23 protein-coding genes are annotated in these 25,982 nt (G+C 70.7%); 11 read left to right on the top strand and 12 right to left on the bottom strand.

Annotated features, from left to right (window positions below; all coding sequences use genetic code 11):
• Nucleotides 1-4: 4 nt before the first annotated feature.
• The 3 genes from C2L59_RS19540 to C2L59_RS19530 form a co-directional block, all read right to left on the bottom strand.
• Entirely contained in the window at nt 5-1,351 is a 1,347-nt protein-coding gene (locus tag C2L59_RS19540) for a helix-turn-helix domain-containing protein (RefSeq protein WP_103350939.1), read from the bottom strand.
• A gap of 215 nt (nt 1,352-1,566) precedes the next feature.
• Nucleotides 1,567-2,472 carry an alpha/beta fold hydrolase gene (locus C2L59_RS19535; RefSeq protein WP_103350938.1) on the bottom strand — a complete coding sequence of 302 codons (906 nt, stop codon included), beginning with the start codon at nt 2,470-2,472 and terminating at the stop codon, nt 1,567-1,569.
• A 925-nt stretch (nt 2,473-3,397) separates the two neighbouring features.
• A complete protein-coding gene (locus tag C2L59_RS19530) occupies nt 3,398-4,597 on the bottom strand; it encodes a CdaR family transcriptional regulator (protein ID WP_103350937.1) in 1,200 nt (399 codons plus the stop codon).
• A gap of 193 nt (nt 4,598-4,790) precedes the next feature.
• On the opposite strand from C2L59_RS19530, the gene C2L59_RS19525 reads away from it, so the two are divergent.
• A complete protein-coding gene (locus tag C2L59_RS19525) occupies nt 4,791-6,002 on the top strand; it encodes a helix-turn-helix domain-containing protein (protein WP_103350936.1) in 1,212 nt (403 codons plus the stop codon).
• Here the strand turns inward: C2L59_RS19525 and C2L59_RS19520 are convergent.
• Entirely contained in the window at nt 5,985-6,452 is a 468-nt protein-coding gene (locus C2L59_RS19520) for a GtrA family protein (RefSeq protein WP_103350935.1), read from the bottom strand. The genes C2L59_RS19525 and C2L59_RS19520 overlap by 18 nt on opposite strands.
• Before the next feature lie 39 nt (nt 6,453-6,491).
• Here C2L59_RS19520 and C2L59_RS19515 point away from each other — a divergent pair, with 39 nt between their 5' ends.
• On the top strand, nt 6,492-7,097 hold the full coding sequence (locus C2L59_RS19515; RefSeq protein ID WP_103350934.1) for a hypothetical protein: 606 nt from the start codon (nt 6,492-6,494) through the stop codon (nt 7,095-7,097).
• 354 nt (nt 7,098-7,451) lie between these two features.
• Here the strand turns inward: C2L59_RS19515 and C2L59_RS19510 are convergent, their stop codons facing one another.
• Both C2L59_RS19510 and C2L59_RS19505 read right to left on the bottom strand, forming a co-directional pair.
• Nucleotides 7,452-8,633 carry a lipase family protein gene (locus C2L59_RS19510; RefSeq protein ID WP_103350933.1) on the bottom strand — a complete coding sequence of 394 codons (1,182 nt, stop codon included), beginning with the start codon at nt 8,631-8,633 and terminating at the stop codon, nt 7,452-7,454.
• Nucleotides 8,630-9,193, bottom strand: a complete 564-nt coding sequence (locus C2L59_RS19505; protein WP_233223592.1) for a hypothetical protein — start codon at nt 9,191-9,193, stop codon at nt 8,630-8,632. The genes C2L59_RS19510 and C2L59_RS19505 overlap by 4 nt, the downstream gene beginning before the upstream one ends.
• Before the next feature lie 319 nt (nt 9,194-9,512).
• On the opposite strand from C2L59_RS19505, the gene C2L59_RS19500 reads away from it, so the two are divergent.
• The 3 genes from C2L59_RS19500 to C2L59_RS19490 all read left to right on the top strand — a co-directional run bounded on the left by C2L59_RS19500 (nt 9,513) and on the right by C2L59_RS19490 (nt 13,246).
• Entirely contained in the window at nt 9,513-10,742 is a 1,230-nt protein-coding gene (locus tag C2L59_RS19500; RefSeq protein ID WP_103350931.1) for a DUF6801 domain-containing protein, read from the top strand.
• Nucleotides 10,743-10,821: 79 nt separating this feature from the next.
• Nucleotides 10,822-11,874: a DUF6801 domain-containing protein gene (locus tag C2L59_RS19495; RefSeq protein WP_103350930.1), complete on the top strand. Its 1,053-nt coding sequence runs from the start codon at nt 10,822-10,824 to the stop codon at nt 11,872-11,874.
• A gap of 34 nt (nt 11,875-11,908) precedes the next feature.
• On the top strand, nt 11,909-13,246 hold the full coding sequence (locus C2L59_RS19490) for a DUF2252 family protein (RefSeq protein ID WP_233223591.1): 1,338 nt from the start codon (nt 11,909-11,911) through the stop codon (nt 13,244-13,246).
• 3 nt (nt 13,247-13,249) lie between these two features.
• Here the strand turns inward: C2L59_RS19490 and C2L59_RS19485 are convergent, their stop codons facing one another.
• Nucleotides 13,250-13,606: a hypothetical protein gene (locus C2L59_RS19485; protein WP_103350928.1), complete on the bottom strand. Its 357-nt coding sequence runs from the start codon at nt 13,604-13,606 to the stop codon at nt 13,250-13,252.
• Nucleotides 13,607-13,803: 197 nt separating this feature from the next.
• Between C2L59_RS19485 and C2L59_RS19480 the strand changes: the two genes are divergently transcribed.
• The 6 genes from C2L59_RS19480 to C2L59_RS19455 all read left to right on the top strand — a co-directional run bounded on the left by C2L59_RS19480 (nt 13,804) and on the right by C2L59_RS19455 (nt 19,957).
• A complete protein-coding gene (locus C2L59_RS19480) occupies nt 13,804-15,006 on the top strand; it encodes a PP2C family protein-serine/threonine phosphatase (protein ID WP_103350927.1) in 1,203 nt (400 codons plus the stop codon).
• A complete protein-coding gene (locus tag C2L59_RS19475; protein WP_103350926.1) occupies nt 14,996-16,600 on the top strand; it encodes an ATP-binding protein in 1,605 nt (534 codons plus the stop codon). The genes C2L59_RS19480 and C2L59_RS19475 overlap by 11 nt, the downstream gene beginning before the upstream one ends.
• The gene (locus tag C2L59_RS19470; protein ID WP_103350925.1) at nt 16,597-17,037 is read left to right on the top strand and encodes a response regulator; all 441 of its coding nucleotides are present in this window, start codon (nt 16,597-16,599) and stop codon (nt 17,035-17,037) included. The genes C2L59_RS19475 and C2L59_RS19470 overlap by 4 nt, the downstream gene beginning before the upstream one ends.
• Before the next feature lie 34 nt (nt 17,038-17,071).
• The gene (locus C2L59_RS19465) at nt 17,072-17,428 is read left to right on the top strand and encodes an STAS domain-containing protein (protein WP_103350955.1); all 357 of its coding nucleotides are present in this window, start codon (nt 17,072-17,074) and stop codon (nt 17,426-17,428) included.
• Between the two features lie 11 nt (nt 17,429-17,439).
• Nucleotides 17,440-17,853, top strand: coding sequence for an ATP-binding protein (locus C2L59_RS19460; protein ID WP_199199153.1), 414 nt, complete (start codon nt 17,440-17,442; stop codon nt 17,851-17,853).
• A gap of 592 nt (nt 17,854-18,445) precedes the next feature.
• Entirely contained in the window at nt 18,446-19,957 is a 1,512-nt protein-coding gene (locus C2L59_RS19455; protein WP_103350923.1) for an ATP-dependent endonuclease, read from the top strand.
• Nucleotides 19,958-20,435: 478 nt separating this feature from the next.
• Here C2L59_RS19455 and C2L59_RS19450 read toward each other — a convergent pair whose 3' ends face one another.
• The 5 genes from C2L59_RS19450 to C2L59_RS49115 all read right to left on the bottom strand — a co-directional run.
• A complete protein-coding gene (locus tag C2L59_RS19450) occupies nt 20,436-22,055 on the bottom strand; it encodes a phospholipase C (protein WP_103350922.1) in 1,620 nt (539 codons plus the stop codon).
• 27 nt (nt 22,056-22,082) lie between these two features.
• Nucleotides 22,083-23,306 (bottom strand): Dyp-type peroxidase, encoded by a 1,224-nt coding sequence (locus C2L59_RS19445; protein ID WP_103350921.1) that lies wholly within the window; start codon nt 23,304-23,306, stop codon nt 22,083-22,085.
• On the bottom strand, nt 23,303-24,502 hold the full coding sequence (locus C2L59_RS19440; RefSeq protein WP_103350954.1) for an EfeM/EfeO family lipoprotein: 1,200 nt from the start codon (nt 24,500-24,502) through the stop codon (nt 23,303-23,305). The genes C2L59_RS19445 and C2L59_RS19440 overlap by 4 nt, the downstream gene beginning before the upstream one ends.
• A 168-nt stretch (nt 24,503-24,670) precedes the next feature.
• On the bottom strand, nt 24,671-25,447 hold the full coding sequence (locus C2L59_RS19435; protein WP_103350920.1) for a metalloregulator ArsR/SmtB family transcription factor: 777 nt from the start codon (nt 25,445-25,447) through the stop codon (nt 24,671-24,673).
• A 78-nt stretch (nt 25,448-25,525) separates the two neighbouring features.
• The coding region (locus C2L59_RS49115; protein ID WP_233223589.1) for a hypothetical protein at nt 25,526-25,982 on the bottom strand (457 nt) is incomplete at its 5' end.

Genomic DNA, 25,982 nt, shown 5'->3' with positions numbered 1-25,982 from the left:
GGAGTCAGGAACCGAGGAGTGCCTCGGCGCGCAGCGCGATCTCCATGTCGAGCCGGTCGTCGGCGTTGTGGAGCCGGTCGCCGAACAGGTCGACGAGCTGGTGCATGCGGTACCGGACGGTCTGCGGGTGCACCTTCAGCTTCTTCGCGATCTCGGGTGCGCTCCCGCGGGACTGCAGCCAGATCAGCAACGTCTCGCCGAGCCGCGTCCGCTGCTTCGGCGTGAGGTCGTTGAACGGCTCCAGGCTGCGCGCGCACAGCTCGCGGACGAGGAATTCGTCGGCGAGCAGCCACAGCGTGGACAGGTGGTCGGTGCAGCGGGTCACCGGCGCGTCCGGCAGCACGCCGCGCTGGACGAGCTTCAGCGTCCGGCGCGCCCAGAGCAGCGACCGCGGCGCGTCGGTGAGCCGCACGGCCGGGCCGATCACCGCGCGCCAGCCCGGCAGCCGCTCGGCGAGGTTCTTCAGGTGCCGGTCCGGGTCGCCGGTGACCAGGCACGGCTCGCCGCCCTCGAGGTCGACGAGGACGTCGGAATGCAGGTCGGGCGGGGCGAGGCTGTGCTGGTCGGCGCGGGGTTCGAGGGCGACGACGGTGACCTCGGCGGGCAGCGGCCACTGCGCCGTGGCGGCCTGCGCGGTGATGGTCTGCGGCGCGGACGGCGGGTCGGCGAGCAGCAGTTCCAGCAGCCGTCTCCGGCGGCGGGCGCGGGTGCCGGCCGCGCGTGTCTGCGCCGCCGTGTAGCCCTCGATCGAGAGCGCGGAGATCTCGTCGACGTAGGCGAAAATGGCCTCGGCGCTGGTGCACAGCGTGTCCGCCGAGACGCCGGCGGCCTGCCCGAACTCGCTGATGTGCCGCCAGGCGACCCGGCCGCCGACGCGGTAGGCGGTCTGCAGGCAGTCGAGGCTGCGGCCCTCGTTGAACTCGATCTTGCCGAGGTTGCGGAAGACGGTCGTCCACGTCTCGAGCGGCACGGCGCCGGGGGTGCCGACACTGTCGAGGCACTGGATGATCGACTGCCGGACACCCTGCGTGATGATGTGCCCGAACGCGCCTTCCAGCGGCTGGCGGTACTCGGGCACCGCCCGCTGCACCTCCTGCAGGATGGCGCGGGCGAGCGGGTCGACCCGCGGCTTGAAGCGGACCGCCAGCTCCCGTGGCAGCGACGCCCAGAGCCCGATGGCGCCGGAAGTGCGTCCCGGCCGGCGGTCGGCCGGGGTGCGCGGCGCGGGTGGGTAGGCGGGCCGGGCCGACACGGACTGCTGCCGGTAGGCCGGTCCGGAACTGCGCTCGCCGGGGTTCGGCCGGCCGGCCCGCAGGGCGGGGGCGGCGAATCCGGTGTCCACGTCGGTCATGTTTTTATCCTTGCTGGCAACAAAAGCGGCCTCTTCGCCGGGACAGCCGATCCGGATTTTGTGGCTCAGGCAACATAATTTCGCGCGAACGGCACTGTCAACGGGTTCTCCGCTGTCTTTGCGGTAACCCGTCCGGACTACACCCGAACGGGTGGAACCGCGCGAGGTGAGGTGACACTTCCGGCGCGGGCGAATGGTGCGCGGATGACAACTTTTCAGAAGGCCCCGTTCGCGGCGGTCAGGCGCGTGACGACGTCGTCCAGGGTGAGCCGCGCGGGGGCGGTCCCGGAGACGAACTCGTTCAGCAGCACGCAGAACCGGTCCGGGTCGGCCACGTGCGGAAAGTGTTTCACGTTTTCCAGCACCGTCAAGCGGCTGTCCGGCAGCAGTGCGGCCGTCCGGTGCGCGTGGCGCACCGGGATGAGCGGGTCGCGCGCGCCCCAGAGCAGCAGCATCGGCACGGCTTCGGCCAGGTAGAGCTTGTCGGCGGCGCTCGCGCGCTGGCCGCGCAGGTCGATCAGGCTGCGTGCGATGAACAGGAACGCCCGCCGCCGCGCAGGGTCGGCCAGCGAGCCGAAGTGCCGGGCCAGTTCCCGGGTTTCCGGGTTGCGCGGCCCGATGATCCGGCCGACGGCCCGCGCGATCGCCACGGTCACCCGGTTCACGGCCAGGGCCAGGACGGCGGGGGCGCCCGGCAACGCCGTGGCCCGCAGCACCGGGCTCACCTCGGACCCGAGCCCGGCGCTGCCGACCAGCACGAGCCGGTCGCACATTTCCGGGAACTGGTAGGCGAACTGCAGGGCGATCCCGCCGCCGAGGGAGTGGCCGACGACGGTCGCGTGCCGCACGCCGGACAGGGCGAGGATGTCGCGCACGGTGCTGGCCATGGCGCCGAGGCCGTAGTCCGCGCGGGGAGCGTCGGACCCGCCGTGCCCGGGCAGGTCGGGCGCGAGCACGCGACGGCCGAGGGCGGCGCACCGGTCCAGCACGGGAGCCCAGGTGCCGGCGCTGCCGGCGATCCCGTGCAGCAGCACGATCGCTTCGTCGCGCGCACCCGCGGCGGGCAGGTGCTCGTGCAGCCGGATCCGGCGGCCGTGCAGGGTGAGGGTCTTGACGGTCATCGGCGGGCCCCTTTCTCGCGGGACCCGAAATTAGGACATCCGGCTGTTACCGTGGATGTGGTGAAGGCCACTTCGCCGAATGACCGGACGGGCGTGACAAGAAGGATTGCGGAAAGGCGCCCGCGCGTGCGAGTTTTCGGGACGTCACCGGGAATGCGTATCGACATTCCGCCGGCGGCCGGTAATCCTCGAAGGCATGGTCGCAATGACGCACCGGACCCGCTGATGTCCTGCCGCGCGAGTTTCCATTTCGCCGGCCCGGGCCAACAGCTGCCCCGCCGCGGCCCGGGCCGCCGGCCGTGGCGCCGGGTCCTCCCGATGCCGGTCGGCGCGCTGGACCGGGTGGCGAAGGCACAGGGACACGGCTGGGGGAGACCGTTGGCCGGCGAGATGGCAGCCGCGGTGAGCTGAGGGGGCTCGCTTGCGGTGGCCGGCGAGCGGGCGGCAGTGAGCTGAGCAGCGCGCCTGCGGCGGCCGGGCCGGCGGCGCGGTGGATGAGCTCGGGCCGCGGCGGCGGTGAGCTGAACAGGCGCTGCCCGGTATCGCCGGCGGGTGCCCTCGGCGCAGGTGAGGCGGCCGGGCGGTGCCCCGCACACACCTGCGGCGAGCGGCGGTGCCCCGAACACACCTGCGGCGAGCGGGGGCACCCCGCACACACCTGCGGCGAGCGGCGGTGCCCCGCACACACCTGCGGCGAGCGGCGGTGCCCCGCACACACCTGCGGCGAGCGGCGGCACCGCCCGCGATCGCCTCCAGCGGCCGAGCCGGTGCCCTCGGCGCGAGAGAGCGGCATCGGCCCGGATCGCGCCCGGTGCCCGACCCCCCCAAGCGCCCCAATGTGGCGTTGGTTGCGTCCAGCGCACCGAACGCCACATTGGGTGCGCTGGATGCACCGAACGCCCCATTGGGGTGCCCGAAAACCTCGTCAGCCCTCCGGCGGCCGGTGGGCGCGCATCAGGCGCTGTGCTCGCAACGCCAGCTGCATGCCCAGCCGGTCGTCGGCGTCGCGCAGGCGGTCGCCGAACAGCTCCTCCAGCTGGCGCAAGCGATTGCGGACCGTTTGCGGGTGCACCCCCAGCCGCTGCGCTATCTCCGGGGCTCCTCCTCGCGTCTCCAGCCACGCCAGCAACGTCTCGCTGAGGCGCTCACGCTGCTTCTCGCTCAGCGAGGCGAACGGGTCCAGGCTCTGCCGGGCCAGCTCGGCCGCCAGGAAGTCCTCCGCAAGCAGCCAGAGCGTGGCCAGGTGGTCGCGGCACCAGATCAGGGGGCCCGGGACGTCCGGGCCCGACAGCCGCAGGGCCCGCCGGGCCGTGCGCAGGGCCGCCGGGGCGTCCGCCAGCGGCACCGTCGGGGACACCGCCGCGCGCCAGCCGTCGAGCTTGGCCGTCAGGGGGGCCAGGTCCGCGTCCGGGTCGCTGGTCAGCAGGTACGGCTCCGGGCCGTCGAGGTCGGCCAGGACGCCGTCGCCGAGCAGGTCGTGCGGGAAGTCCGCCGCGTCCGGGGCGCGCTCGAGGGCCACCATCGCCGCCGTCTCCGGGAGGGGCCAGCCCGCGCCGCCCGCCAGCTCGGCGATGCTGGTCGCCGCGCCCTCCGGGGCTCCCGCGATCAGCTCCAGCAGGCGCCGCCGCCGGACCGGGACCGCGCCTTCCGCCTCGGCCTGCGCTTGCTGGTAGCCCTCGATCGCGGTGGCGCACAGCTCGTCGACGTAGGCGAAGATGGCCTCCGCGGCGACCGAGATGACCGCCGGGTCGACGCCCGCGGCGATCACCGCCGGGTGCATCGCCCGCCAGGCCACCCGGGCCCCGATCGTGGCGCTGTCCTGCAACGCGTCGAGGTTGCGGCCCTCGGTGAACTCGACCCGGCCGCGGCCCCGGTAGAACTCGACCCACGGCTCGTGCGGCAGCGCCGGCTCGCCCATCGTGTCGACGCAGTGCTGCACCGCGTACTCGACGCTCTTCACCAGCACCTTGCCGAACACGCCCTTGAGCGGCTGGCCGTAGGCCGGGACCGTGCGCTGCACCTCCTGGATCATCGAGGCCGCCGCGTGCCCGACGTGCGGGCGCAGGCCCGCGCCCAGCGCGCGCGGCAGCGAGGCCAGCAGGCGGAAGCTGCGGTACTCGACCACGAATCCCCCTTCGGGTGCGGTGTGGGCGCCGAGCGTATCCGACCCCGGTGTCACTGAAAAATCAACGATCGGTTCCCGGAAAGGGTGACGCTCACACGTCCTTTTGACACGGACGGGTGCGCGTTCTACGCTCCGTGTCAGATGGCGGAGCCATTTCTGCGGTACCAATTCCCAGTGGAGGACGGAATTCCCCATGCGCGGTTCCGCTGCCTCGGACGGCTCCGTGTGGTCGCGGCTGCCGCACGAACTCGGCGACGCGGTGCGCCCGCGGATCCCCGAGATCGCCCGGGCCTGCATCGACGCGATCGCCGCCGAGATTCCGGAATATTCCCGGAGTTTCGCGCGCGGGCCCGAGCGGGCCGTCGCGGTGGAGCGGGCGCGGCGCGGCATCGAGCGGGACGTCGACCGCGTCGGCACGCCCTGGATGTGGCAGGCCGACCGGCTGGCCGGGTTCCGCGGCCACGGGCGTGAAGCGTTCCACAATGGTCTGAGCCGCGAGGCCGTGCAGGCGGCCGTGCGCGTGTCGAGCCGGGTCACCTGGCGCTGGATCGCCGACATCGCGCGGGAAGCCGGGCTGTCCGGTGACGTCCTCTACGGCGCCGCGGAAGGGATGTTCGCCGACGTCGAGACGTCGATGGCGGCCGTCGCCGAGGGGTACAGCGCGGCGGAAGCGGCGGTGGCCGGCACCGGCGAACGGCACCGCCGCCTGCTGCGCGCGGTGCTCGGCGGCCGCATGCCGGCCGCTGAGACATTTCCAGAACTGGACGGTCTGATCGCCGCCTCCGGCCTGCCGGTGCCCGAGCGGGTCGCCGCGGTGGCGTTCCGCGCGCTGCCCGGTGCGCCGGAATTCCCGCCCGGGCTGCTGCCGGAGCACGTTCCCGCCGACCCGGCCGGCGACCCGCCGGCGGCGCTCACCCCCGCCCCGGACGTCGACCTGGCCGGCCTCGCCGGGCTGCCGCCGGGCTGGACGGCCGCGGTCGGGCCGCTGGTTCCGCCGTCCGACGCACCCGAGTCGTTCCGGATCGCCCGCCGCGCCGTCGACCTGGCCGCCCGCGGCCTGCTCGACGCGCCGGGCCCGGTGATCTGGTGCCGCGACCACGTGACGACGCTGCTGCTGCTCGCCGACGAGTTCCTGGTCGCCCAGCTGGCCACGACGACGCTGGAGCCGTTGTCCGGCTTGTCCGGCCGCCGCCGCGAGCAGCTGGCCGAAACGCTGCTGGCGCTGGTCCGGACCAGGGGGAGCGCCCCGGAGCTGGGCCGGCAGCTCGACCTGCACCCGCAGACGATCCGGGCCCGGCTCAAGAAGCTGGCGGAGCTGTTCGGCGACCGCCTGGACGACCCCGGCGAGCGGCTGCGGCTGGAGCTGGCGCTGCTGGCCGAGCAGGCCCTACCGGACCAGGGCTGAGGCCCGCCGTGGTTCGGCCGCCGCCGCGCGCGGGAACACCCACCGCCGGTACCCCCACCAGCGGAACGCCGTCCCGAGCAGGGTGCCCAGGAGCATCCCGGCGACGAAGTCCGCGACCTCCTGCGCCGCGTAACCGACGTAGGGCACGGACAGGTGCAGCACGTACCGCGACACCAGCGGCGGCACGAGATTCACCGCCACCGCGCCCGCGTTGACGGCGAAGAACAGGGTCGCTTCCCGCACCCGGCCGTGGCCGCCGCGGGTGGCGAACGACCAGCGCCGGGACAGCAGGTACGCGAACGCGGTGGCGAGGACGGTGGCGACCGCGAGGGCCGTCACCGGCTTCTCCCGGAACACGGTGAACTTCAGGCTGTAGTCGCCCAGTAGGGTGACTCCGTACGCGGCCGAACCGACGACGGCGAAGCGGAGCAGCTCTCGCGGCTCGGGCATGGTTCCTCCAGGTGACGCCGACAGGGCGGAGGTCTTTCGATGGCACGGACGGGCGGGGAGGGCGAACTTCCTTCGGTCGCCGAACTGGTGAACCTTTCGCAGACGAAGCCGCTGATGATCCGCGGCGAACTCGACGCGAAGCTCGCCGAGGAGGCGGCCTCCGGACCCGAGCCCGCGCCGGACCCGCTGGCCGTGCTCGACGCCGAGCCGGCGGACTCTCCCGGCGACGACGAGCGCCCGCGGGAGACCCCGCCCGCCGACCGGTCCCGCCGCGCGAAGCCCTACGTCCTGGCCGCGGGCGCGGCCGTCGGGCTGGGGCTGGCGGCGGTCGTGCTGTTCCAGCCGCACCAGGTGGGCGGGACAGCTGTCCCACCACCCGGGGCGGTCGTCCCGCCGGCCGCGCCGGCGACGTCGAGCGAAGGGCTGGAGACGATGAGCGCCTCCGCCGCCGCACCGCCCCTCACGGCCAAGGTGCGCGACTCTCCGGCCGAGACGACGAGCATGCCCTCGGCGGCGGGCCGCAAACCGGCCCGCGCCGAGCCGCCGGCCCCGTCGACGACCTCGCCGCAGGACCAGTGGCGCGAGTACGTGAGCTCGGTGATCAGCTCCTGGCAGCAGCACCCGCGGGGCGGCCGCAACCGCTGACGCGGCTGGTGGCCGCGGATAGCGGTGCGGGGATGCGGCTGGTGGCCGCGGCACCCGCGCGGGGGTGGAACGGTAGGTGGTTCGCCGCCGCGGGGGAATCGTCGCGGCGGCGCGGCTGGTGGCGGCGGGGAATCGGCGCGGCTGCGTGGCTGGTGGCGGCGGGGAATCGGCGCGGGTGTGCGGCTGGTGGCAGCGGGGAATCGGCGCGGGTGTGCGGCTGGTGGCGGCGGGCAGCTGTGCGGCTTGTGGCCGCGGCCCCGCGCGGGGGTGGAACCGTGGCCGGACCGCGGCGGAACCGGCGACCGCCATCCGCCCCACCGAACCGCCGCCCGCACTCCCCGCCCGAGTCGCCGATCAGCAGTTCGGCGTCGCCGGCTTGCCCGCTATCCGGTCCTTCACGAACGCCAGGACGTCCGCGTTGCCCGTGTACACCAGCGTGATGTGGTCCGTGTCGTAGGTCTTCCACGTCTCCTGGACCCCGGCCGCGCAGTACGTCCGGTGCAGCGCGTCCGCCTGCGCGAACTGCACCAGCTGGTCACCCGTCGCGTGGTACTGGAACACCGGGACCCGGGGTGGTGTCCCGCCCAGCTTGTTCTCGTTCAACCGGGCCACCCACGCCGGCTTGATGTAGCCCGGGCCGGTCGTGTAGTCCGCGATCTTCTGGTTCGCGTACGTCGTGAGCAGCTCGAACGTGCACGCGCTCTGCTGCATCTCGGCCAGCTTCGCGCGGCCGTTGCCGCTCAGGAACGAGTCCAGCTGCAGCTCCGGGTACGCCCGGTCGAGACCCAGCAGCGCGTACGCGAACACGCCGAAGCCGAACTTGCCGTCGAGCTGCAGCGTCACCTGGACCAGGTCCGCCGGCACCCCGCCGGCCGCGACGCCGACCAGGTTCAGCTCCGGGGCGTACGACGGCTGCAGCTCGCCGGCCCACGCCGCCGCGCCGCCGCCTTGGGAATACCCGCGGAAGACCACCTTCGCCGACGGGGACAGCCCGGCCGCGGGGAGGCGCTGCGCCGCGCGGACCGCGTCGATCACCGCGGGGCCTTCGGACCGGCCCACCACGTACGTCGTCTTCGGCGCCGGCTGGTAGCCCTCGTAGTCCGGGACCGCCACCGCGTACCCCGCGTCGAGCAGGTCGTCCAGGCCCGGCTGCTCGTAGAACGCGCCGATGCCGATCATCGCCGACGGCGTGCAGGCGAACGCCGGGCCGTGCGTGCCCGGGGCGAACGCGACGATCGGGGCCGTCGCGCGGTCGGCGCTCTTCGGCACCAGCACCGTGCCGGTGACCGCGTCGGGCTGCCCGAGCGCGTTGGTCGACAGGTACATCACCTGCCACGCGTCGACCGACGCCTGGCGCGGACCCGCGGAAGACGGCCGCCAGCGGAGCACGTCACCCGGCTTGCCCGCGGGCAGCGGGGACGGCGGGACGTAGAAGGAGTCGCCCGGAGCAGCCGGGTCGTCGGCGGCCGCCGGAGGGGCGAGCGCCGCGGTCAGGACCACCGCCACCAGCGCGGCCAGCACGCGGCGGGCGGTCACGAGCCCGTCCCGTAGACGCGCTTGCAGGTCGCGGACTCGCTGAAGGCCAGGTTCAGCTCCGGGTTGGCCTTGAGGTCCTTGATCGGGCCCTCCGGGTCGGCGAGCTTGCCCATCGTCGCGTCGGCGTCGGAAATGGCCCGGCGCAGGCCGGCCTGATCGGTCACCGTCGCCTGCTCCATCCTGGTCTTCGTTTCGGCGAGCTTGCTGCGCGTCTCGGTGAGGTTGCCGGTGGCTTTGTCCACAACGGACTGTCCATCCGGGACGGGCGGGACGCCGGCCGTGCGGATGCCGCCCGCCATGTCGTCGAGGGCGGACCCGAGCCGGCCCAGGAAGCCGACCATCGCGTCCCGGGTCTTCACCGGGTCGGCGTCGTCGACCGCCGGCGGCTGGGAGAGCTTCGCCGAGCCCGCGGCGACACCGGTGCACACCTTGTCGACCCAGGCGAGCGCGGCCGGATCGGCGTGGCGGCCCGGGTCGGGCGGGGCGTCCGAACCGCAGGCGGCACCCGACAGAAGCGCGGCCGCCGACATCGCGAGCACCGCGCTGTGCATTCTTTTCATGGGTTTCGAAGCTACGCGCCGCGCTCGCGCGCGAGCAAGCAGAGAATAGGCGGTTGGCACTCGCGTCAACATTTCGGAACCCGGATTTGTCACGCGGGTCAGCGGTTCGCGGGGGGCGCTGTGCTGGGGAAACCTTCCCGGGCCTGCTAGGAATGCGGCCGGTCCGGCGTGCCGGTGTGACAAATTGCCCTGCCCGCGTGACGTTTTCACGTATAGCCCTTGATTGCCGCCGGTTCCGCTCGTTAGCTTACCGTTCGGTAGCGATTTCGAAGAATAGCGCCGCCGTTCCGTATCACTGTTGATACACGGAAGGACCATCGTGAGTCACCCAACAGGCAAGAAGAAGACGGTTGCGGCCGCCGCGGCCGCGGCGGCGGTCGGGCTCATCGCCACCGCGCTCGTCGCCGGGGCGCAGGCCAGCGCCGCCGACCCGATTTCGCTGACGCTGAACTACCACTGCACGTTCCCGCTGGTGGGTTCGCAGTCGCTGAAGGTGGTGATCAACACCGACCTGCCGGCCACGGTGAACACCGGGCAGCCCACCGGCGCGTTCGACATCAAGGCCGTGTCCACCATCAACGCGGACACCGTCAGCGGCCTCAGCCTGATCGGCGCCACGACCCTGGAAGGCACCGCCACCGCGAGCGCGACCGTGGCCGCGCCGAGCCTCAACCTGCCGGTCAGCGTCCCGATCACGCTGGACAAGACGAACATCCCGGCTTCGGGAGAGATGAACATCAACGCCGCCGGCAAGACGCCGTCGCTGACGTTCACCCAGGCCGGCCAGGCGAAGATCACCGTCGGCGACCTCAACCTCAAGGTCACCCCGCGCAAGGCCGACGGCTCGGTCACCGGCATCACGCCGGACGGCACGATCGACGCGCCCTGCACGCAGGACAGCGGGCAGAACAACACCCTCGCCACGATCACCATCAACGGTGGTGGCGGGACGACCACCCCGCCCACCACGACCCCGCCGGTCACCACGCCGCCGACGACCACGCCGCCGGTGACGACCCCGCCCACGACCACGCCGCCGGGCGGGGGCATCAAGTACTCCTTCGGCATCACCGGGCAGACCGCGCTCAAGTCGCTCGGCAGCACCGCGCCGATCACCGGCTCGTTCGACGCCGACGTGGACCTGGCCAACAAGAAGTTCACCGGCAGCCTGCAGCTGAACCCGACGCACACCGACTTCAAGCTGTTCGGCTTCCTGCAGGGCAGCTCGGACGTCAAGGTCGTGCAGAACGGCCCGCAGACCGGTGAGCTCGTCGGCACCGGCTTCAAGGCGCACATCAAGTTCGACACGTTCCTCACCACGGTCAACCTGTTCGGCATCCCGATCAGCACCGACCCGAAGTGCGGCACGGTCAGCTCCTCGACCAGCGAGATGACCACCGGCCCCGACTTCGACCTGCTCAAGGGCGGCAAGCTGTCGGGTACCTACTCGCTGTCCGCGCTGCAGAACTGCGGTTCGCTCAACGACATCATCAGCGCCTTCGCCAAGAGCGACGGCAACTCGCTGGACCTGAACCTCACCAAGAAGTGACCCGAACTGCCGGCCCCCGCTGCGCGCCGACTGTGCCGCGGCGGGGGCCGGTGCCACGTCTCGAGAAAGGGGAGCGCCCGTGCGGATCGCCCGGTCGTTGCTCGCCGCCTGCGTGCTCGCTCTCGCCGTCGCCACGCCCGCGGCGGCGTCGACGCCGATCGCCAAGAAGCTGGGTTTCACCTGCCCGTTCCCGTTGATCGGGCTGCAGAAGCTGGACGTGGAGATCAAGGCGTCGTTCACGGTGCCGTCCGCGCCCGGCGGCACGTTCACGACCGGGGACCTCGCGGTGGCGGTGACCGTGCCCGACAAGTCCGCCCGCGGCCTGGCCCTGGTCGGCGCGGCGAGCATCGAGGGGACGGCGTCCGCAGGGGTGACGCTGGCCAACGGCTCGCTGACGCTCCCGCTGAGCCTGCCGCTGACGGTGGCGAAGACGGCGGTGCCCGCGTCGGGGCCGTTCACCACGAACGCGGCCGGCTCGGTCCCGCCGGTCCGGCTGCCGAACGCCGGCCGGACGACGCTGACGATCGGGAACTTCAGCACCCGCCTCACGCCGAAGAAGGCGGACGGCTCGTACACCGGGCTCGGCTCGTTCACCTCGGACTGCACGCTCGACCCGGGGCAGGACCCGGTGCTGCTTTCGTTCGACCTGGGCGGCACGGCTTCCCACGACTACGGCGTGACCGGCTCGACGACGTTGAAGACACTGGCGGCGACCGCGCCGGTGACCGGGTCGTTCGCCGTGCCGGCGTTCGGCCCGGCGTTCGACCGGACGCGGGCGGAGTTCAAGGTGCTCGGGTTCGTGCCCGGGACGGCCGACCTGCAGTTCACCCCGGACGGCCCGCAGACCGGCGAACTGCGTGACGGCGGGTTCGTCGCGCACGCGAAGCTGGCGCTGGCCGTGCCGCAGGTGACGCTCTTCGGGCTCCCGGTCGGCGACGCCGGTTGCCGGGCGAGCGCGCCGGTCCCGGTCGACCTGACGACGGGCACCGGGTTCGCGCTCGCGTCGGGCGGTCCGGTGAGCGGGACGTACACGATCCCGCCGCTGACCGGCTGTGGCGCGTTCACCGCGTACCTGAGTTCTTTGGTGCAGGGCGAGGGGAACACGTTCGCCCTGACGTTGACTGCGCGCTGACTGCCGCTCACCCGATCCGGGTATACGTGGGGGAATGCGCCGAACCACTGTGGGGACTCTGGTCGTTGTCACGCTGCTCGCCACCGCCGCGCCCGGGGAGGCGGCCGGCCTGAGCCGGGACCCGGTGGTGGTGATCCACGACCGGGACCACGCGTTGCACCTCCTCAACGGCGGCGCGACCGACGACGAGCTGACGCTGCGGACGCAGACGCTGGCGTCGAACGCGTGGGCGTTCTTCCGGGGCACTTCGCCGCTGTACTACCGCGATCTCGGCGAACTGCCGCCGTCCGCCTACGCCACGGCGGGCGGTGACGTGTGGCTGACCGGCGACGCGCACCTGGAGAACACCGGCGCGGACCGCGGCGCGGACAACGAGGAGCAGTTCGCCATCACCGACACCGACGACGCCTGGCGCGGGTCGTGGACGTGGGAACTGCGCCGCGAAGCCGTGTCGATCGTGCTCGCCGGCCGGGCCGGTGGCCGCAGCGCGAGCCGGATCGCCGGCGACGTCGACACGTTCGTCGCCGAGTACGCCCAGTGGATCGCGAAGTTCCACGGGACGGACGACGAAGCGAGCTGGCGGCTGACCGCGGCCAACACCTCCGACCTGGTCGGGGACCTGATCGACGAGTCCGCCGGCGACAAGCGGGCCGACCTGCTCGCGAAGTGGACCACCGGCGGCCACTTCACGAGCGATCCGCAGCTGCAGACCGTGTCCGCGGCGACGCGCACCCAGCTCACCGACGCGGTCGCGGCCTACCGGACGACCGCGGGCAAGCCGCTGAAGGCGGCCGAAGCCGTCGTGAAGGACGTCCGCCGCCGCACCGGCGCGGGCACCGGCAGCCTGGGCCGGTTCCGCTGGTACGTGCTGGTCGAGGGGGCCACGACGGCGAGCTCCGACGACCGGATCCTGGAGCTCAAGCAGGAGGTCGGCCCGGCGCCGGAACCGCTCGCGCCGAACGCCACGACGCTGACCGGCGGGCAGCGCCCGGCGCTGGCCCTGCGGTGGCTGGCCGCCCAGTCGGACCCCCTCGCCGGCTGGGCGAGCGTCGGCAGCACGCCGGTACTGGTGAAGGAGAAGTCGCCGTTCGCCGAGGACCTGAAGATCGGTGACCTGACGACGTCGGCGATCCGGGACGACACCGTCCGGGACGTCGGCCGGCTGCTCGCCGCCGCGCACGCCCGCGCCGACCAGGACATCCCCGGCACCGGGCTCGCGTACTCGGCGGACGCGGCGATCGACGGCGCCATCACGTCGGTCTCCGGGCTGCAGGCCGAGACGCGGGCCTTCGCGACGGGCTACGCCGACCAGGTCACCGGCGACTGGCAGGCGTACGTTGCCGCGAAGAACAGCGGACGGCCCCTCTTCTGACGCTCACCGGGGCCGGAACATCCGCGTGAACCCGGCGCCGGCCAGGACCAGTGCGGCCAGGAAGAACCCGCCGTGCACGAAGTTGCGCGTCACGACGTCCCCGACGAGCTGCACCACGAGATCCACGACGCCGAGCCCGCCGGCCACCGCGAGCACCGGGTGGGCGCCCTTGACACGCCGGTACGCGGCGTACACGAGCAACGCCCAGAGCGCGGCGCAGCCGGCGAACAGGAGCACGGCGACCGGGAGCGGAACGGCTCCGGTGATCGCGGTGTGGCTGCCGGTCAGCCGCCCGGCCAGCGTCCCGAGGAACCAGCACGCCGTCGCACCCCACCAGGCGAGGGCGGCGGACGGGGCCATCCGGGCAGCGTAGGCACGGGACGCCGGCTTCCGGCACGGCCGTGACCCGAACCGTTATCGACCCGGTGTCCCACCGGGGTGCTATAAAACGCTACCCCGGTGGGACCGGTTCCACGGCCGTAGGCGGCCGCCGCCGGTGCCGCTAGGGTTGATCGTCTGGAAGTGCTGGCGCAAGAGCAGCCGAACGGGAGACGCCGGTGACCGCCGCGCTCGACTCATCGTGGGATCCCCGCACACGCCTGCGGGTGCTCCTGATCGAGGACGACGACGGCGACGCGCTGCTGGTCGAGGAGATGCTGGCGGACACGGCCACGCCGCATTCGCTCGAACGCGTCGAGACGCTCGCCGCCGCGCTGAGCGGCCCGCTCACCGCCGACTGCGTCGTGCTCGACCTGCAGCTGCCCGACGCCATGGGGCTGTCCGGCCTGACCAAGCTCGGCCAGCACGCGCCCGGCGTCGCGGTGGTCGTCCTGACCGGGCAGCACGACCAGGCCACCGGCGTCGCCGCGGTCGCCGCCGGTGCGCAGGACTACCTCGTCAAGGACCAGGTCGACGGCCCGCTGCTGGTGAAGGCGCTGCGGTTCGCCCGCGAACGCAAGCGCGCCGAGCAGGTCGAGCAGCAGTTCCTCCAGCAGCAGCTGCTCGCGCGGGAGAACGCGCGGCTCGAACGCGGCCTGCTGCCCAGCCCGCTGCTGCGCGACCCGCACCTCGACCTCGCCGCCCGCTACCGGCCCGGCCGCAACGGTTCGCTGCTGGGCGGCGACTTCTACGACGCGATCGAGCTCGCCGACGGCACGGTGCACATGATGATCGGCGACGTCTGCGGGCACGGCCCGGACGAGGCCGCGCTCGGCGTCGCGCTGCGGATCGCGTGGCGCTCGCTGGTGATGGCCGGCCTGCCGATGGCCGACGTGCTGAGCATGGTCGAGCGGGTACTGGTGCACGAGCGGATCGAGCCGCTGTTCGCCACCGTCTGCATGGTCGTCGTCGCGCCGGACCGAAGATCCCTGCGGCTGTCGCTGGCCGGGCACCTGCCGCCGCTGCTGCTCACACCGGGGGACGGGCACCTGCTCTCCGGGGAACGCCTCGGCGTCCCGCTCGGCGTCGTCGAGGGCGCCAAGTGGGACGCACTGGACGTGCCGCTGGAGCCGGGGTGGTCGCTGCTGCTGTACACCGACGGCGTGTTCGAGGGCCGCGTCGGGGCCGGGTCCGAGCGGCTGGGCCACGAGCGGATGGCCGCGATCGTGCTCGACATCAAGCAGCAGACCGGCATCCACAACCGGGCCCTGCTCGACGAGCTGATCGCCCGCGCCGAACGGCTCAACTCCGGCCCGCTCGACGACGACGTCGCCCTCGCCCTGCTCAGCCACGACCCGGGAGACACGGCCGATGAGCGGTGACGCACGCGGCTGGCCGATCCGCCGCCGCCTGGCCATCCTCGCCGCCGTCGAAGCGGTGCTGCTGGTCGGCGCCCTGATCGCCGGCGGGATCGCCCTGCACGACCTGACCGAGGCCCGCACCCGCCTGCTCGACGTGATCGCGCCGCAGCGGCTGGCCGCGACCCAGCTGTCGACCGCGCTGCTGAACCAGGAGAGCGGCGTCCGCGGCTACCAGCTCGGCCGGCAGCCGGAGTTCCTCGTCCCCTACACCGACGGCGTCCGCGCGCAGGCCGACGCCGTCACCCAGCTGCGGCAGCTCGGCGCGGCCCCGGGCACCCGGATCGGCGACGACCTCGCGGCCGTCCTCCGCGCGGCCGGCGCCTGGCAGGCCGCGGCCGCGCCGACCGTCGCCCCCGGCGCGCCGCCGGTCACCGCGGCCGAGGTCGAGCGCGGCCGGGCGCTGTTCGTCGACGTCCGCAAGGCCCTCGACACGCAGCTCGACCACCTCGCCGCGATCCGCGACGCCGGCCGCGCCGACCTGGACGCGGCGGCGAAGTTCCTCAACGCGATGTTCGTGGTCATCGGCGGCTTGGTCCTGCTGTTGTTCGCCATGCTGTTCGTCGGGCTGCGGCGGGTGATCACCCGGCCGATCCTGCGGCTGGCCGGCGAGGTCCGCCAGGTCGCCGACGCCGACATCCACCACCCGGTGCACGGCAGCGGCCCGCGTGAGATCGCCCAGCTCGGCGCCGACGTCGAGGCGATGCGGCAGCGCATCCTCGACGAGGTCGCCGAGCTCGAACGGGCGCACGCGCTGCTCGACCGGCGGACGCGTGAGGCGGAGGAGTCCAACGCGATGCTGGACCGGCGGACGCGTGAGGCGGAGGAGTCCAACGCGATGCTGGACCGCCGGACGCGAGAGCTCGAGCGGTCCAACGCCGACCTGGAGCAGTTCGCGTACGTCGCTTCGCACGACCTGCAGGAGCCGCTGCGGAAGGTGGCGAGCTTCTGCCAGCTGCTCCAGCGGCGCTACCAGGGCCTGCTCGACGAGCGCGGCGAGCAGTACATCGAGTACGCCGTCGACGGCGCGAAGCGGATGCAGGTGCTGATCAACGACCTGCTCGCGTTCTCCCGGGTCGGCCGGAAACCGGGCGAGCAGGTGGTGGCCGACGCGGGTGCGCTGGTCGACGACGCGCTCGCGAACCTGGAGGTGGCGCTGTCGCTGAGCGGGGGCAAGGTCACCCGCGGCGAGCTGCCCGAGGTGCGCGTCGAGCCGGCGCTGATGACGGCGGTGTTCCAGAACCTGATCGGCAACGCGCTGAAGTTCAAGGGCGAGACGCCGCCGGAGGTGCGGGTCACCGCGGAACGCGACGGCGGCGACTGGGTGTTCTCGGTGGCGGACAACGGGATCGGCATCGACGCGGAGTACGCCGAACGGGTGTTCGCGCTGTTCCAGCGGCTGCACACGCGGTCGGCGTACCCGGGCACCGGCATCGGCCTGGCCCTGTGCCGCCGGATCGTCGAGCACCACGGCGGCCGGATCTGGCTCGACACGGAAGCCGCGGACACGACCTTCCGCTTCACCCTGCCCGCCCGCGAGGACAAGGGGACCGCATGACGCAGGCGCCCGTACCGATCGACATCCTGCTCGTCGAGGACGACCCCGGGGACGTGCTGATGACCCGGGAAGCGTTCGCGCACCACAAGATCCGCAACCCGCTGCACGTCGCGGAGGACGGCGTCGAGGCGCTCCGGTTCCTGCACCGCGAAGGGCCGTTCCGGGACTCCCCGCGGCCGGGGCTGATCCTGCTCGACCTCAACCTGCCCCGCAAGGACGGCCGGGAGCTGCTCGGCGAGATCAAGGAGGATCCCGCGCTGCGCACGATCCCGGTGGTCGTGCTGACGACGTCGGAGGCGGAGGAGGACATCCTGCGCAGCTACGAGCTGCACGCCAACGCCTACGTCACCAAGCCGGTCGACTTCGAGAAGTTCGTCGAAGTGGTCCGGAAGATCGACGATTTCTGGGTCACCGTGGTCCAGCTGCCCCACCGGTAGCCGTTTGGCGGTGAGTGGGGCACGATGGGTGGCCGTGCCCCCTTCGACGCCCGACCTCCCCGCCACCGAACTGGCGGTCACCCTGGACTGGCGCGGCCGGACCGCGGTGCTGGCCGTGGCGGGGGAAATCGACCTGGTCAGCGCGCCGGAGTTCGGGGAGGTCGTCGACGTGGTGCTGGCCGGCGGACCGGAGAAGCTGGTGGTCGACCTGCGCGAGGTCACGTTCTTCTGCTCGGCGGGCCTGCAGGTGCTCGCGGCCGCCCACCGCCGGCTGGCCGAGCGCGCGCTGCGGGTGGTGAGCGACTCCGCGGTGACGTCCGGACCGCTGAAGACGACCGGCCTCGACACGTGGATCGGCCTCCACGCAACGGTCGACGAAGCACTCGAATGAGGCGAACGCGGATGCAGGAACCGTTCCGTTGCCACGGCGTGCCCGCGGTCCCGGACGCCCTCCGCCGCCTGCGTCACGAGCTCATGGCGTGGGTACTGGCGGCCGGCGTCGACGAAGCCCGGGCCGGCGACATCGTGCTGGCCAGCTACGAGGCCCTGGCGAACGTGGCCGACCACGCCTACGACGGTTCGGGGGACGGGCAAGTCGACGTCGACGCGTCGGTGTTCCCGGACCGGGTCGAGGTGGTGATCACCGACCACGGCCAGTGGCGCGCCCCGGTACCGGACACCCAGCCGGTCTCGTTGCGGGGCCGCGGTTTGCTGCTGCTACGGGCGAGCGCCGACCGGGCGGACATCTCACCGGGCGACTCGGGCACGGTCGTGACCCTGGCCTGGGACTTGGACCCGGTCCCGGACGCACGCTGACGGCCAGTCGTGAGTGGTAAGGAGGCGTTCACCGCCCATTCCGTCCCACCTTCTGTCGACGTCAAGGCGGACGACGACAGGGTTGCTGGTGGTCAGGTAGGTGGCCGTTGGTTCTAGACTCCCCACGGCCGTCTGTCGAAAGTTCCGGAGACGGATGAGCTGGAGAAGATGAAGGACCAGCACGCCGATACATCCAAGTTGATCGAGCGGGTCGCGACGTGCTCGGGCTGGACCTGTTGGACGGGCAGGCGCCATGGGAGTGCTGCGTCCCTTTGTGAGGGCCGGGAGCGGCCGTTCACGCGGTCGGGTCCGAGAATCGGGCGGGTGCGGGTGCGGCATACAGGCGGGTTGTCCCACCGCTCGTCGTTCGGCGCCTTCAGGCCCATCAACCCACCCTGCCGCACCGGTTGCCGCAGACCCTATCGCTCACTGAACGTCTCCTACAACGCTTATCTTCGCGTACAGACCTATCGTGAGTGACCATGGCCGTGTTACGCGAAGTAAGTATCGGTTCAGATGCTGATCAAGCAAGTGAATGTATCGACTTGGGCGAGAAGATGCACCTATACGACGCCGGTGTTAGCGTGCCAGCATGACTGCAGCGGACGGCTATCGTGGCGACATTCGTGACGGTGACATTCAAGCTTTGGCTGAGCGTGTTACGAAGAGCGCGTACAATAAGTACGTCCGACGGATTCGACTCAAGAAGGTGCGAGCCTTCGAGGACCGCGAAGTGTCTTTCGACTTTCCCGTAACAGCTCTGGTGGGGCCAAATGGGGCCGGGAAGACGACCGTTCTCGGTGCAGCTGGACTCATATACAAGGACGTTCAACCAAGGCGATTCTTCGCTAAAAGTGCAAAATATGACGCCAGCATGCTTAACTGGCGCATTGAGTACGATCTGATTGACAAGGGATTGCAGCAATCCACCACCCAGCGTACTGCAAGCTTCCGGCAAGCTAAGTGGAACCGCGACGCTTTGGCGCGAGACGTTTTGGTATTTGGAGTTACGAGGACGGTTCCTGCAAGCGAACGACTAGAACTTCGAATAGCCGCGGGCCCTCGCTTTACTGCGAAAAGCGAAGAAGAACTTACTCAGGACGTAGTCAAGGCTGCAGAATGGATCCTAGGGAAGAAGATCGAGGGATTCAGTCGCCTTTTTCTTGACCAAAAAGGCCGGGTAACCCTGCTTACGGCAAAGACGCCGGCAGGTAATTATTCGGAATTTCATTTCGGAGCAGGTGAGGCATCGATTATCAAGATGATCTCAGGAATCGAGAGGGTAAGTGATAATAGCCTTATTCTGATAGAAGAGATCGAGAATGGCCTGCATCCTGTGGCGACTCGGCGTATGGTCGAGTATCTACTTGACGTCGCAAAACGCAAAGGCGCGCAGGTCATTTTCACAACTCACAGCAACGACGCGCTCGACCCTCTTCCTGATCAGGCTATATGGTCTGTTTATGGGGGTGAAGTACTTCAGGGCAAATTGGACATACGCGCATTGCGAACTCTCACGGGCGAAACGGATGCAGTTCTCGCTATCTACGTTGAGGACTCTTTTGCTGAGGCGATGGTGGCCACTGCGCTCCGAAGCGAGGGAGTTAATCTCGACGGCCTACGCATACATGGCATGGGTGGAGAGGCAAATGCTCGTATAGTAAATAAGCAACGAAACCTTGATCCAGCAAAAACCTTTCCTTCTATCTGCATTCTTGACGGCGATCAGGCTGGGCATTTTTCAGTGACTGAGCGAGTATTTCTGCTGCCCGGCGAGACGTCGCCAGACGCGTATGTATTCGAGGTCGTGCGGTCGAATCTAAACTTGAATGCCGCACGGCTAACCGTCGCGTTGGGTCTGCCAATAGAAGAGCAGGGTCGCGTTGTCAGTGTTGTTGGGCAACGAGCGCTTACGAACCAAGATCGTCACGTGGTCTACGCTCAGATTGGCGGCGACTTAGGATTTATTCCAGAATCGTACGTCAAGCAGGTATTCTTGAATGAATGGGTTAATGCAACACATGATTCGAAATGGTTAGTCGATCAATTAACTGAGGTATTCTCGGAAGTTGGAATCATTGCTTCAGAAGGTAATGCGAAGTGATTAATGTATTCCAAGTCCTTCAATCATAGCTCCTTGGTGCCGCCCCGGCTATTTCGGCATGCACTCTGCCACGCGTCGAACGTTGGTTCTACTTGCTGTGAGCAGCGGGAACGCCTGTTGAACCACCTTGAAGCGCTGCGAGTCGTCGTCGCCCGTGCCGGTGAGTTGTGCAGTCGGTTGTGAAGGCACACTAAAGCCGAGGGTAACTGACTGATTTGGCGCGTCGCATCTTGGACGGCGTGGGACCGTTTTCAGGCAGCCGCCTCACTCGGGACGAACAAAAGCTTCCGTTGCGCAACCGATGTTGGATCCGATCCGTCTCCGGCAGGCTCAAGCGTCGGCTGGCCCTTGTGGACAGAGTCAGCCACCGAAAGCCAGGGCGCGTGTAGATAACCGATACGTTCATCGCGTTCTGTGCATCCAGCGCACCCAATGTGGCGTTCGGTGCGTCTGACGCACCGAACGCCACATTGGGGTGCTACTTGGCCACCGCACCGGTCTTCGGGTCCAGCGCGACCTTCCGCGCCTTCGGCCACCAGAAGTCGAACATCCCGTTGAGCGACCCCGCCCGCGAGTCGAACGACGAGTCGCCGATCCGGCCGGCGAACCAGTTGTCCTCGATGAACTTCAGGACCGAGGTCTGGTCCGTCAGCGTGTGGTCGACGTGGTTCACCTTGCTGAACGGCGAAACCACCAGCAGCGGCAGCCGCGGGCCGTAGCCGCAGCGGTCCGCGTACGTGCCCATCGTCGTCGGCTTGGCCGTGCAGATCGCCTGGTCCTGCGAGGCGTCGTGCGAGCCGTTGACGATCGGGGACTTCTGGTGGTCGTACCAGCCGTCCGAGTCGTCGTAGGCCAGGACGATCGCCGTCGAGCGCCAGTCGAGGGACTGCTGGATCCTGTTGATCTCGCCGACCACGAACTGCTGCTCGTCCAGCGGGTCCGAGTAGCCGGCGTGGCCGTCCTGGTACTCCGGCGCCTTGAGGAAGCTGACCGCGGGCATCGAGCCGGCCTGCAGGGCGTCGTTGAAGTCCGAAATGTCGTACTGGTGGTTCGCGCGGTCGGTCTGGCCGATCGCGTGCACCGACGACGGCGGCAGGTGCTTCGGGTTCGCCGTCGACGGGTAGTACTGGAACGGCTCGTGGTGCGGGCTGTAGTCGACGACGGAGTTGCCGCCGATGTTCGTGTGCTTCTGGCCGCACACCGCGTAGCCGCCGGCCTCGCCGGTCGGGCGGAAGCCGCCCTGGAACCAGCCCCACGTCACGTGGCGCTGGTTGAGCAGGTCACCGATGTTGCGGCCGTGCATCGTGGCCAGGTTGTCCTTGCTCGTGTGGTTCTTGCCCGAGCAGTCGTCCCACGCGGGGTCCGGGTCGTTGATCATCGTGCCGACGCCGCTCGGGTCCGGCGACTGCACGGCGTAGGCGTCGCTGACCGGCTCGTGCGTCACCGGGTCGACCGCCTGGACGCCGTGGGTGTTGCCCGAGATCAGGTCGATCGCGCCCGGGCTGGACGGCCCGAACACGGTGTTGAACGAGTTGTCGTTCAGCGCGTAGTGCTGGGCGTAGTTCCACATGCCGGTGACGGTGTTGCCGTCGTAGTAGTCCATCACCAGGCCGGGCTCGCCGAACAGGATCGGCTGGCCGGTGCACTTGTCCGTCTCGGTCTTCTCGACGAACTTGTCCATCTTGCCGCCGTTGAAAGCGGCCTGCTCGGCGCCGTAGTTGTGGTTCTGGTCGCAGGTCAGCGCCTGCTCGTGGGTCAGCCGCTTGGGGTTGTAGGCGTTCGGGTTGGCGGTCAGCAGCTTGTGGTCCAGGCCGTTGACCTTCGGGGTGCCGTGCGCGGCGGTGAACGGCGTGCCGTCGGTGTTGGCCGCGTCCGGGTAGGTGCCGAAGTAGTGGTCGAACGAGATGTTCTCGCCGAAGATCACCACGACGTGCTTGATCGGGGTCGCCGTGGGGATCCACTGCGCCGGGAACGGGTGCAGCGGCCGGGCGTCCGCGGTGCTCGCCGCGGAGCCGGTGGCGACGGCCAGGACGGCGACCGAGGCGAGGGCCCCGGCGCTGAGCAGGCCACGCCGTCGCCGGCGCGTCTTTCTGTCCACAGTGGATTCCTTTCGTGGGGGCTTCGCTCACGCGAGCAGGGAGCGCCCGAAGTGGTCGTCCGGGCCGGTGACGCCCGGCAGCGCGAAGAAGTAGCCGCCGCCGAACGGGGAGATGTAGTCGGTCAGGGGTTCGCCGGCCAGCCGCGTCTGGACCGCCTCGAACTGGCGCTCGAGGTCCTGCTGGTAGCAGACGAACAGCAGGCCCATGTCCAGGTTGCCGTTGCTGTCGATGCCGCGGTCGTAGTTGACCGCGCGGCGCAGGATCCGGCTGCCGTCGGTCTCGGGCGTGCGCGGGTTCGCCTTGCGGATGTGGCTGGTCAGCGGGATGACGGTGCCGATGGGGTCGTCGGCGTAGCCCGGGACGTCGGTCTCCGCGGTGCCGTCGAGCGGGGCGCCGGTGTCGCGGCGGCGGCCGAACATGTTCTCCTGTTCGGCCAGCGAAACCCGGTCCCAGAACTCCACCAGCATCCGGATCAGCCGGACGACCTGGTAGCTGCCGCCCGCGGTCCAGGCGGGCTCGCCCGACGTCCACACCAGACTGTCCACTTCGGAATCGGTGGGGTTTGAGGTGCCGTCCTTGAAACCCAGCAGGTTGCGCGGCGTGCCGTCCGGGCGCGGTGGCGAGGTGAAGCCGTTGAGCTTCCAGCGCAGCTGCATGCCGCCGCGGGTGGCGCGGGCGATGTCCCGCAGCGCGTGCAGGACGGTGTCGGTGTCGTTCGCGGACAGGATCAGGCTGAGGTCGCCGTGGCACTGGGCGGGGTCGAGGGCGTCGTCCGGGAACGTCGTCATCGGCTTCAGCTTGGCGGGCTTGAGTTTCGCGAGCCCGTACCGGTCGTCGAAGAGGCTCGCGCCGACACCGAGGATGACGCCGAGGTCGCTGCGGGGGACGACGGGCCCGAGCACCCCGGAGTCGGCGGGCGGCGCGGTGATGCCGAGCGCGGCGGGAGCGCCGCCGGCGGTGAGGAACCGGGCCCGGTCGGTGATGGCGCGGAAGAGTTCGGCGAGTTCGGCCTTGGACCCGGCGACGGCGTCGAACGAGGCGACGACGGTCTGGGTGGGCGGCTTGCGCAGGATGGCGGCCTGGTGCGGGCCGTGGAAGGGAACGGCCGAGGTGCTGTCGGTGACGGCGGAGGACGCCCCGAGCCCGGCCCCGGCGGCCACGGTCAGGCCGGCGCCCATGGCGGCCCGGCGGAGGAAGGACCGGCGGGGGAGGCCGGACCCCGAAGCTGGTCCGTGCGGCGAGTTCGTCACGAGACCCTCCTCGGCTCGGCGATCGCCGCGATCGGGGCCAGCAGCTCCGTCAGCTCGCTCACGTCCGCATTGACCTGCTGCCGCTGCTGCAGGCTCAGCTCCGCCGGCCGGGGCCACGTGCCGTCCGGCCGGTGCGCGCCGTCCAAAGCGGACTGCGTGCGGTTCAGCCAGCTGTCCACCTTGGACAGATCCGGGTACCGCGGGGCCAGCAGCGGCCGCAGCACGTCCAGCACCGCGCGGGTGCCGTCCAGGTTCGCGCGGGCCGTGGCCAGGTTCGTGCCGCTGCCGTAGTCGGTGCGGCCGGTCAGTTCGAGCTGCAGCGTGTTCTCCATGATCTCGTGCGCGCGCAGGCCGAGGTCGTTGCCGTCGACCTGGCTCGTGCCGAAGGACGTCTGCAGCGCGCGGGCGTCCGTGTCGAGCCGGTCGGCGACCGCGGCGAGCGCGCCCAGGTCCTCGCCGTGCCAGAGGCCCTGCTCCAGGCGGTGGAAGCCGGTGAAACCCGGGTCGGCCGGCCCGTCGGGGAGCCCGTCGGCCGTTCCGTTGAGCGCGCCGTCGGAGTCGCCGAACGCGTCGTAGGCCGCGCCCAGCCGCTCGTACGTCAGGTGCGCGGTCAGCCAGGCCGCCCGGCTCCCCGCGCGGTCGCCGCCGTGGACCGTGTCCTTCAACGCGCCGGTGTTCGCGACCAGCTCGGCGAGGCCAGACGTGACGTGCTGCTGGTACGCCTTGAGCGGGCCGAGCAGGTCGTCGTGCGTCACCGGCGCGACGCCGGGCCCGGTCCGCTCGGCGCCCCCGGTGACCTGCAGGGCGGGCCCGACGATCGCGCCCGCGTCCTCGGGCAGGCAGCGGAACGCGTAGCTGCCGTTGCCCAGGTTGACCTGCAACGGCCGGGTTGTCGCCGGGCCGAGGCCCTCGACCTCGCCGTAGATCACGCCGGTCGCCGGGTCGATCAGGTCGACCTCGGCGGTCACCGAGCCGGTGTTGTGCAGGCGGAACGTCTGCGGGCCGGGCTTCGGGTCCGCCCAGCCGGTGCCGCACGCCGAGCGCGAGACCGCGATCTCGGGGTCGCCGGCGGCTGCGCTGTCCGGCAGGAACGCCACGACGGCCCCCGCCCCGGCGGCGAGCACGACGGCTCCCACGATCCAGCGAGCACGTACTGACCCCGGCACGCGCACTCTCCCGTCACTCGATCGGACCATCACCGGTCACGGATTATGCGAGCCTAACGCCCGGAAAACCGCATCGGATCCGATCGAAGGAGGGAAATTCACCCGGACTTCAGCCGGGCGCCCACGAAAGGGGGAGGATTCAGACGTTTCCCTGTGCCAGTTCTGTCTGGTTCAGGATGTTCGCCCGGTTTGGCGGGTTCACGGAAGGGGGACACCCGTTTCGAGCAGCGTCTTCAGGCTCGACAGCAGTGCGGGCCAGCCCTGGCTGCACATCTCCCGGGTCCTGCTGCCGTCGTCGAAGCCGTCGTGGACGACCGTCAGCTTCACCGTTCCACCCTGCGGTTCGAGGGTGAAGGTCACTTTCGTGCGGCTTTCGGCCTGCAGTTGCGCGAGGGTTTCCGCGTCGATTCCGTTGGCGTTCGCCCAGTCCGTCGTGAAAGTGTGCCAGGTGTAGGACAGCCGGCGGTACGGGTCCGATTCCAGGACGACCTGTTCCGGGTCCGCCGTTTTCGCACCGCGCTCGGCCCACGTCATCGGCGAACCCGTTTTCCAGTCGGTTTCGAAGGAAACGCCCCAGTACTGGCGGGTGAACGCCGGATCGGTAAGCGCTTGCCAGAGCTTTTCCGGGGTCGTGCTGATGTGGGTCGTGTACGCGAATTCGTTCATCGGTGCGGACTCCAGTGCTCGTTTCAGGTCGGCCAGCGCGCCGGCCCGCCGCCGGTCGTAGCGGGTCATCCAGCGTTCGGCGATCGCGTTGATCGGCGCGGCGTCGAGGTGGTGCAGCTTTTCCCGGCCGCGCCAAGTCGTGGTGACCAGGCCGGCCGCCTCGAGGACGCCCAGGTGCTTGCTGACCGACTGGCGTGCCATGTCCAGGCCCGCGCACAGCTCGCGCAGGGTCTGGCCGTTGCGCTCGTTGAGCACGTCCAGCAGCTGACGGCGGCTGGGGTCGGCCAGCGCCTTGAACACCTCGTCCATCGCGCCTTCCCGGCTAAAGGCAGCCAGTTGGCTGCCTTTTTACGCTAGGCAGCCGCCCGGTTGCATGTCAACCGGGGATCACCGGAAGCGGATCACCGTGATGCTCGCGAGGACGAAGAAGACGAGGACGACCAGCGTGCCGGTCTGCCCGCCGGACGACCGGGTGACGACCTGGTCGACGGCGCCGGTCAGCCGCACCCCGCACTCGGCGACGACGGTGTGCCGCCCGGCCTCGATCCGGGTGAACTCGATCGGCGCGGTGAACGCACCCGAGCCGTCGACGAGGGCGGACCCGACCTCGGTGCCGTCCGACGTCAGCGTCACCATCCGCCCCGGCCGGCAGCCCCGGCCGGACGCCGACAGCGTCTCGCCGGGCTGGATGCTCGGGCGGTCGAGCACCAGTTCACCGGGCTTCGGCGCGGTGCTCGACGTCGCCGGGGTGCCGGGCGTGGCCGGGGTGGCCGGGGTCGGCGGCGTGCTCGTGGTGGCCGGCGGGGTGGTGGTCGTGGGCGTGGGCGGGGTCGTGGTGGTGCCC

Origin of the sequence: Amycolatopsis sp. CA-128772 (assembly GCF_002904295.1) — a bacterium.
Taxonomy (GTDB): domain Bacteria; phylum Actinomycetota; class Actinomycetes; order Mycobacteriales; family Pseudonocardiaceae; genus Amycolatopsis.
Note: the sequence above shows the minus strand (reverse complement) of the source record. Positions and strands in the feature narration are given on the sequence as shown.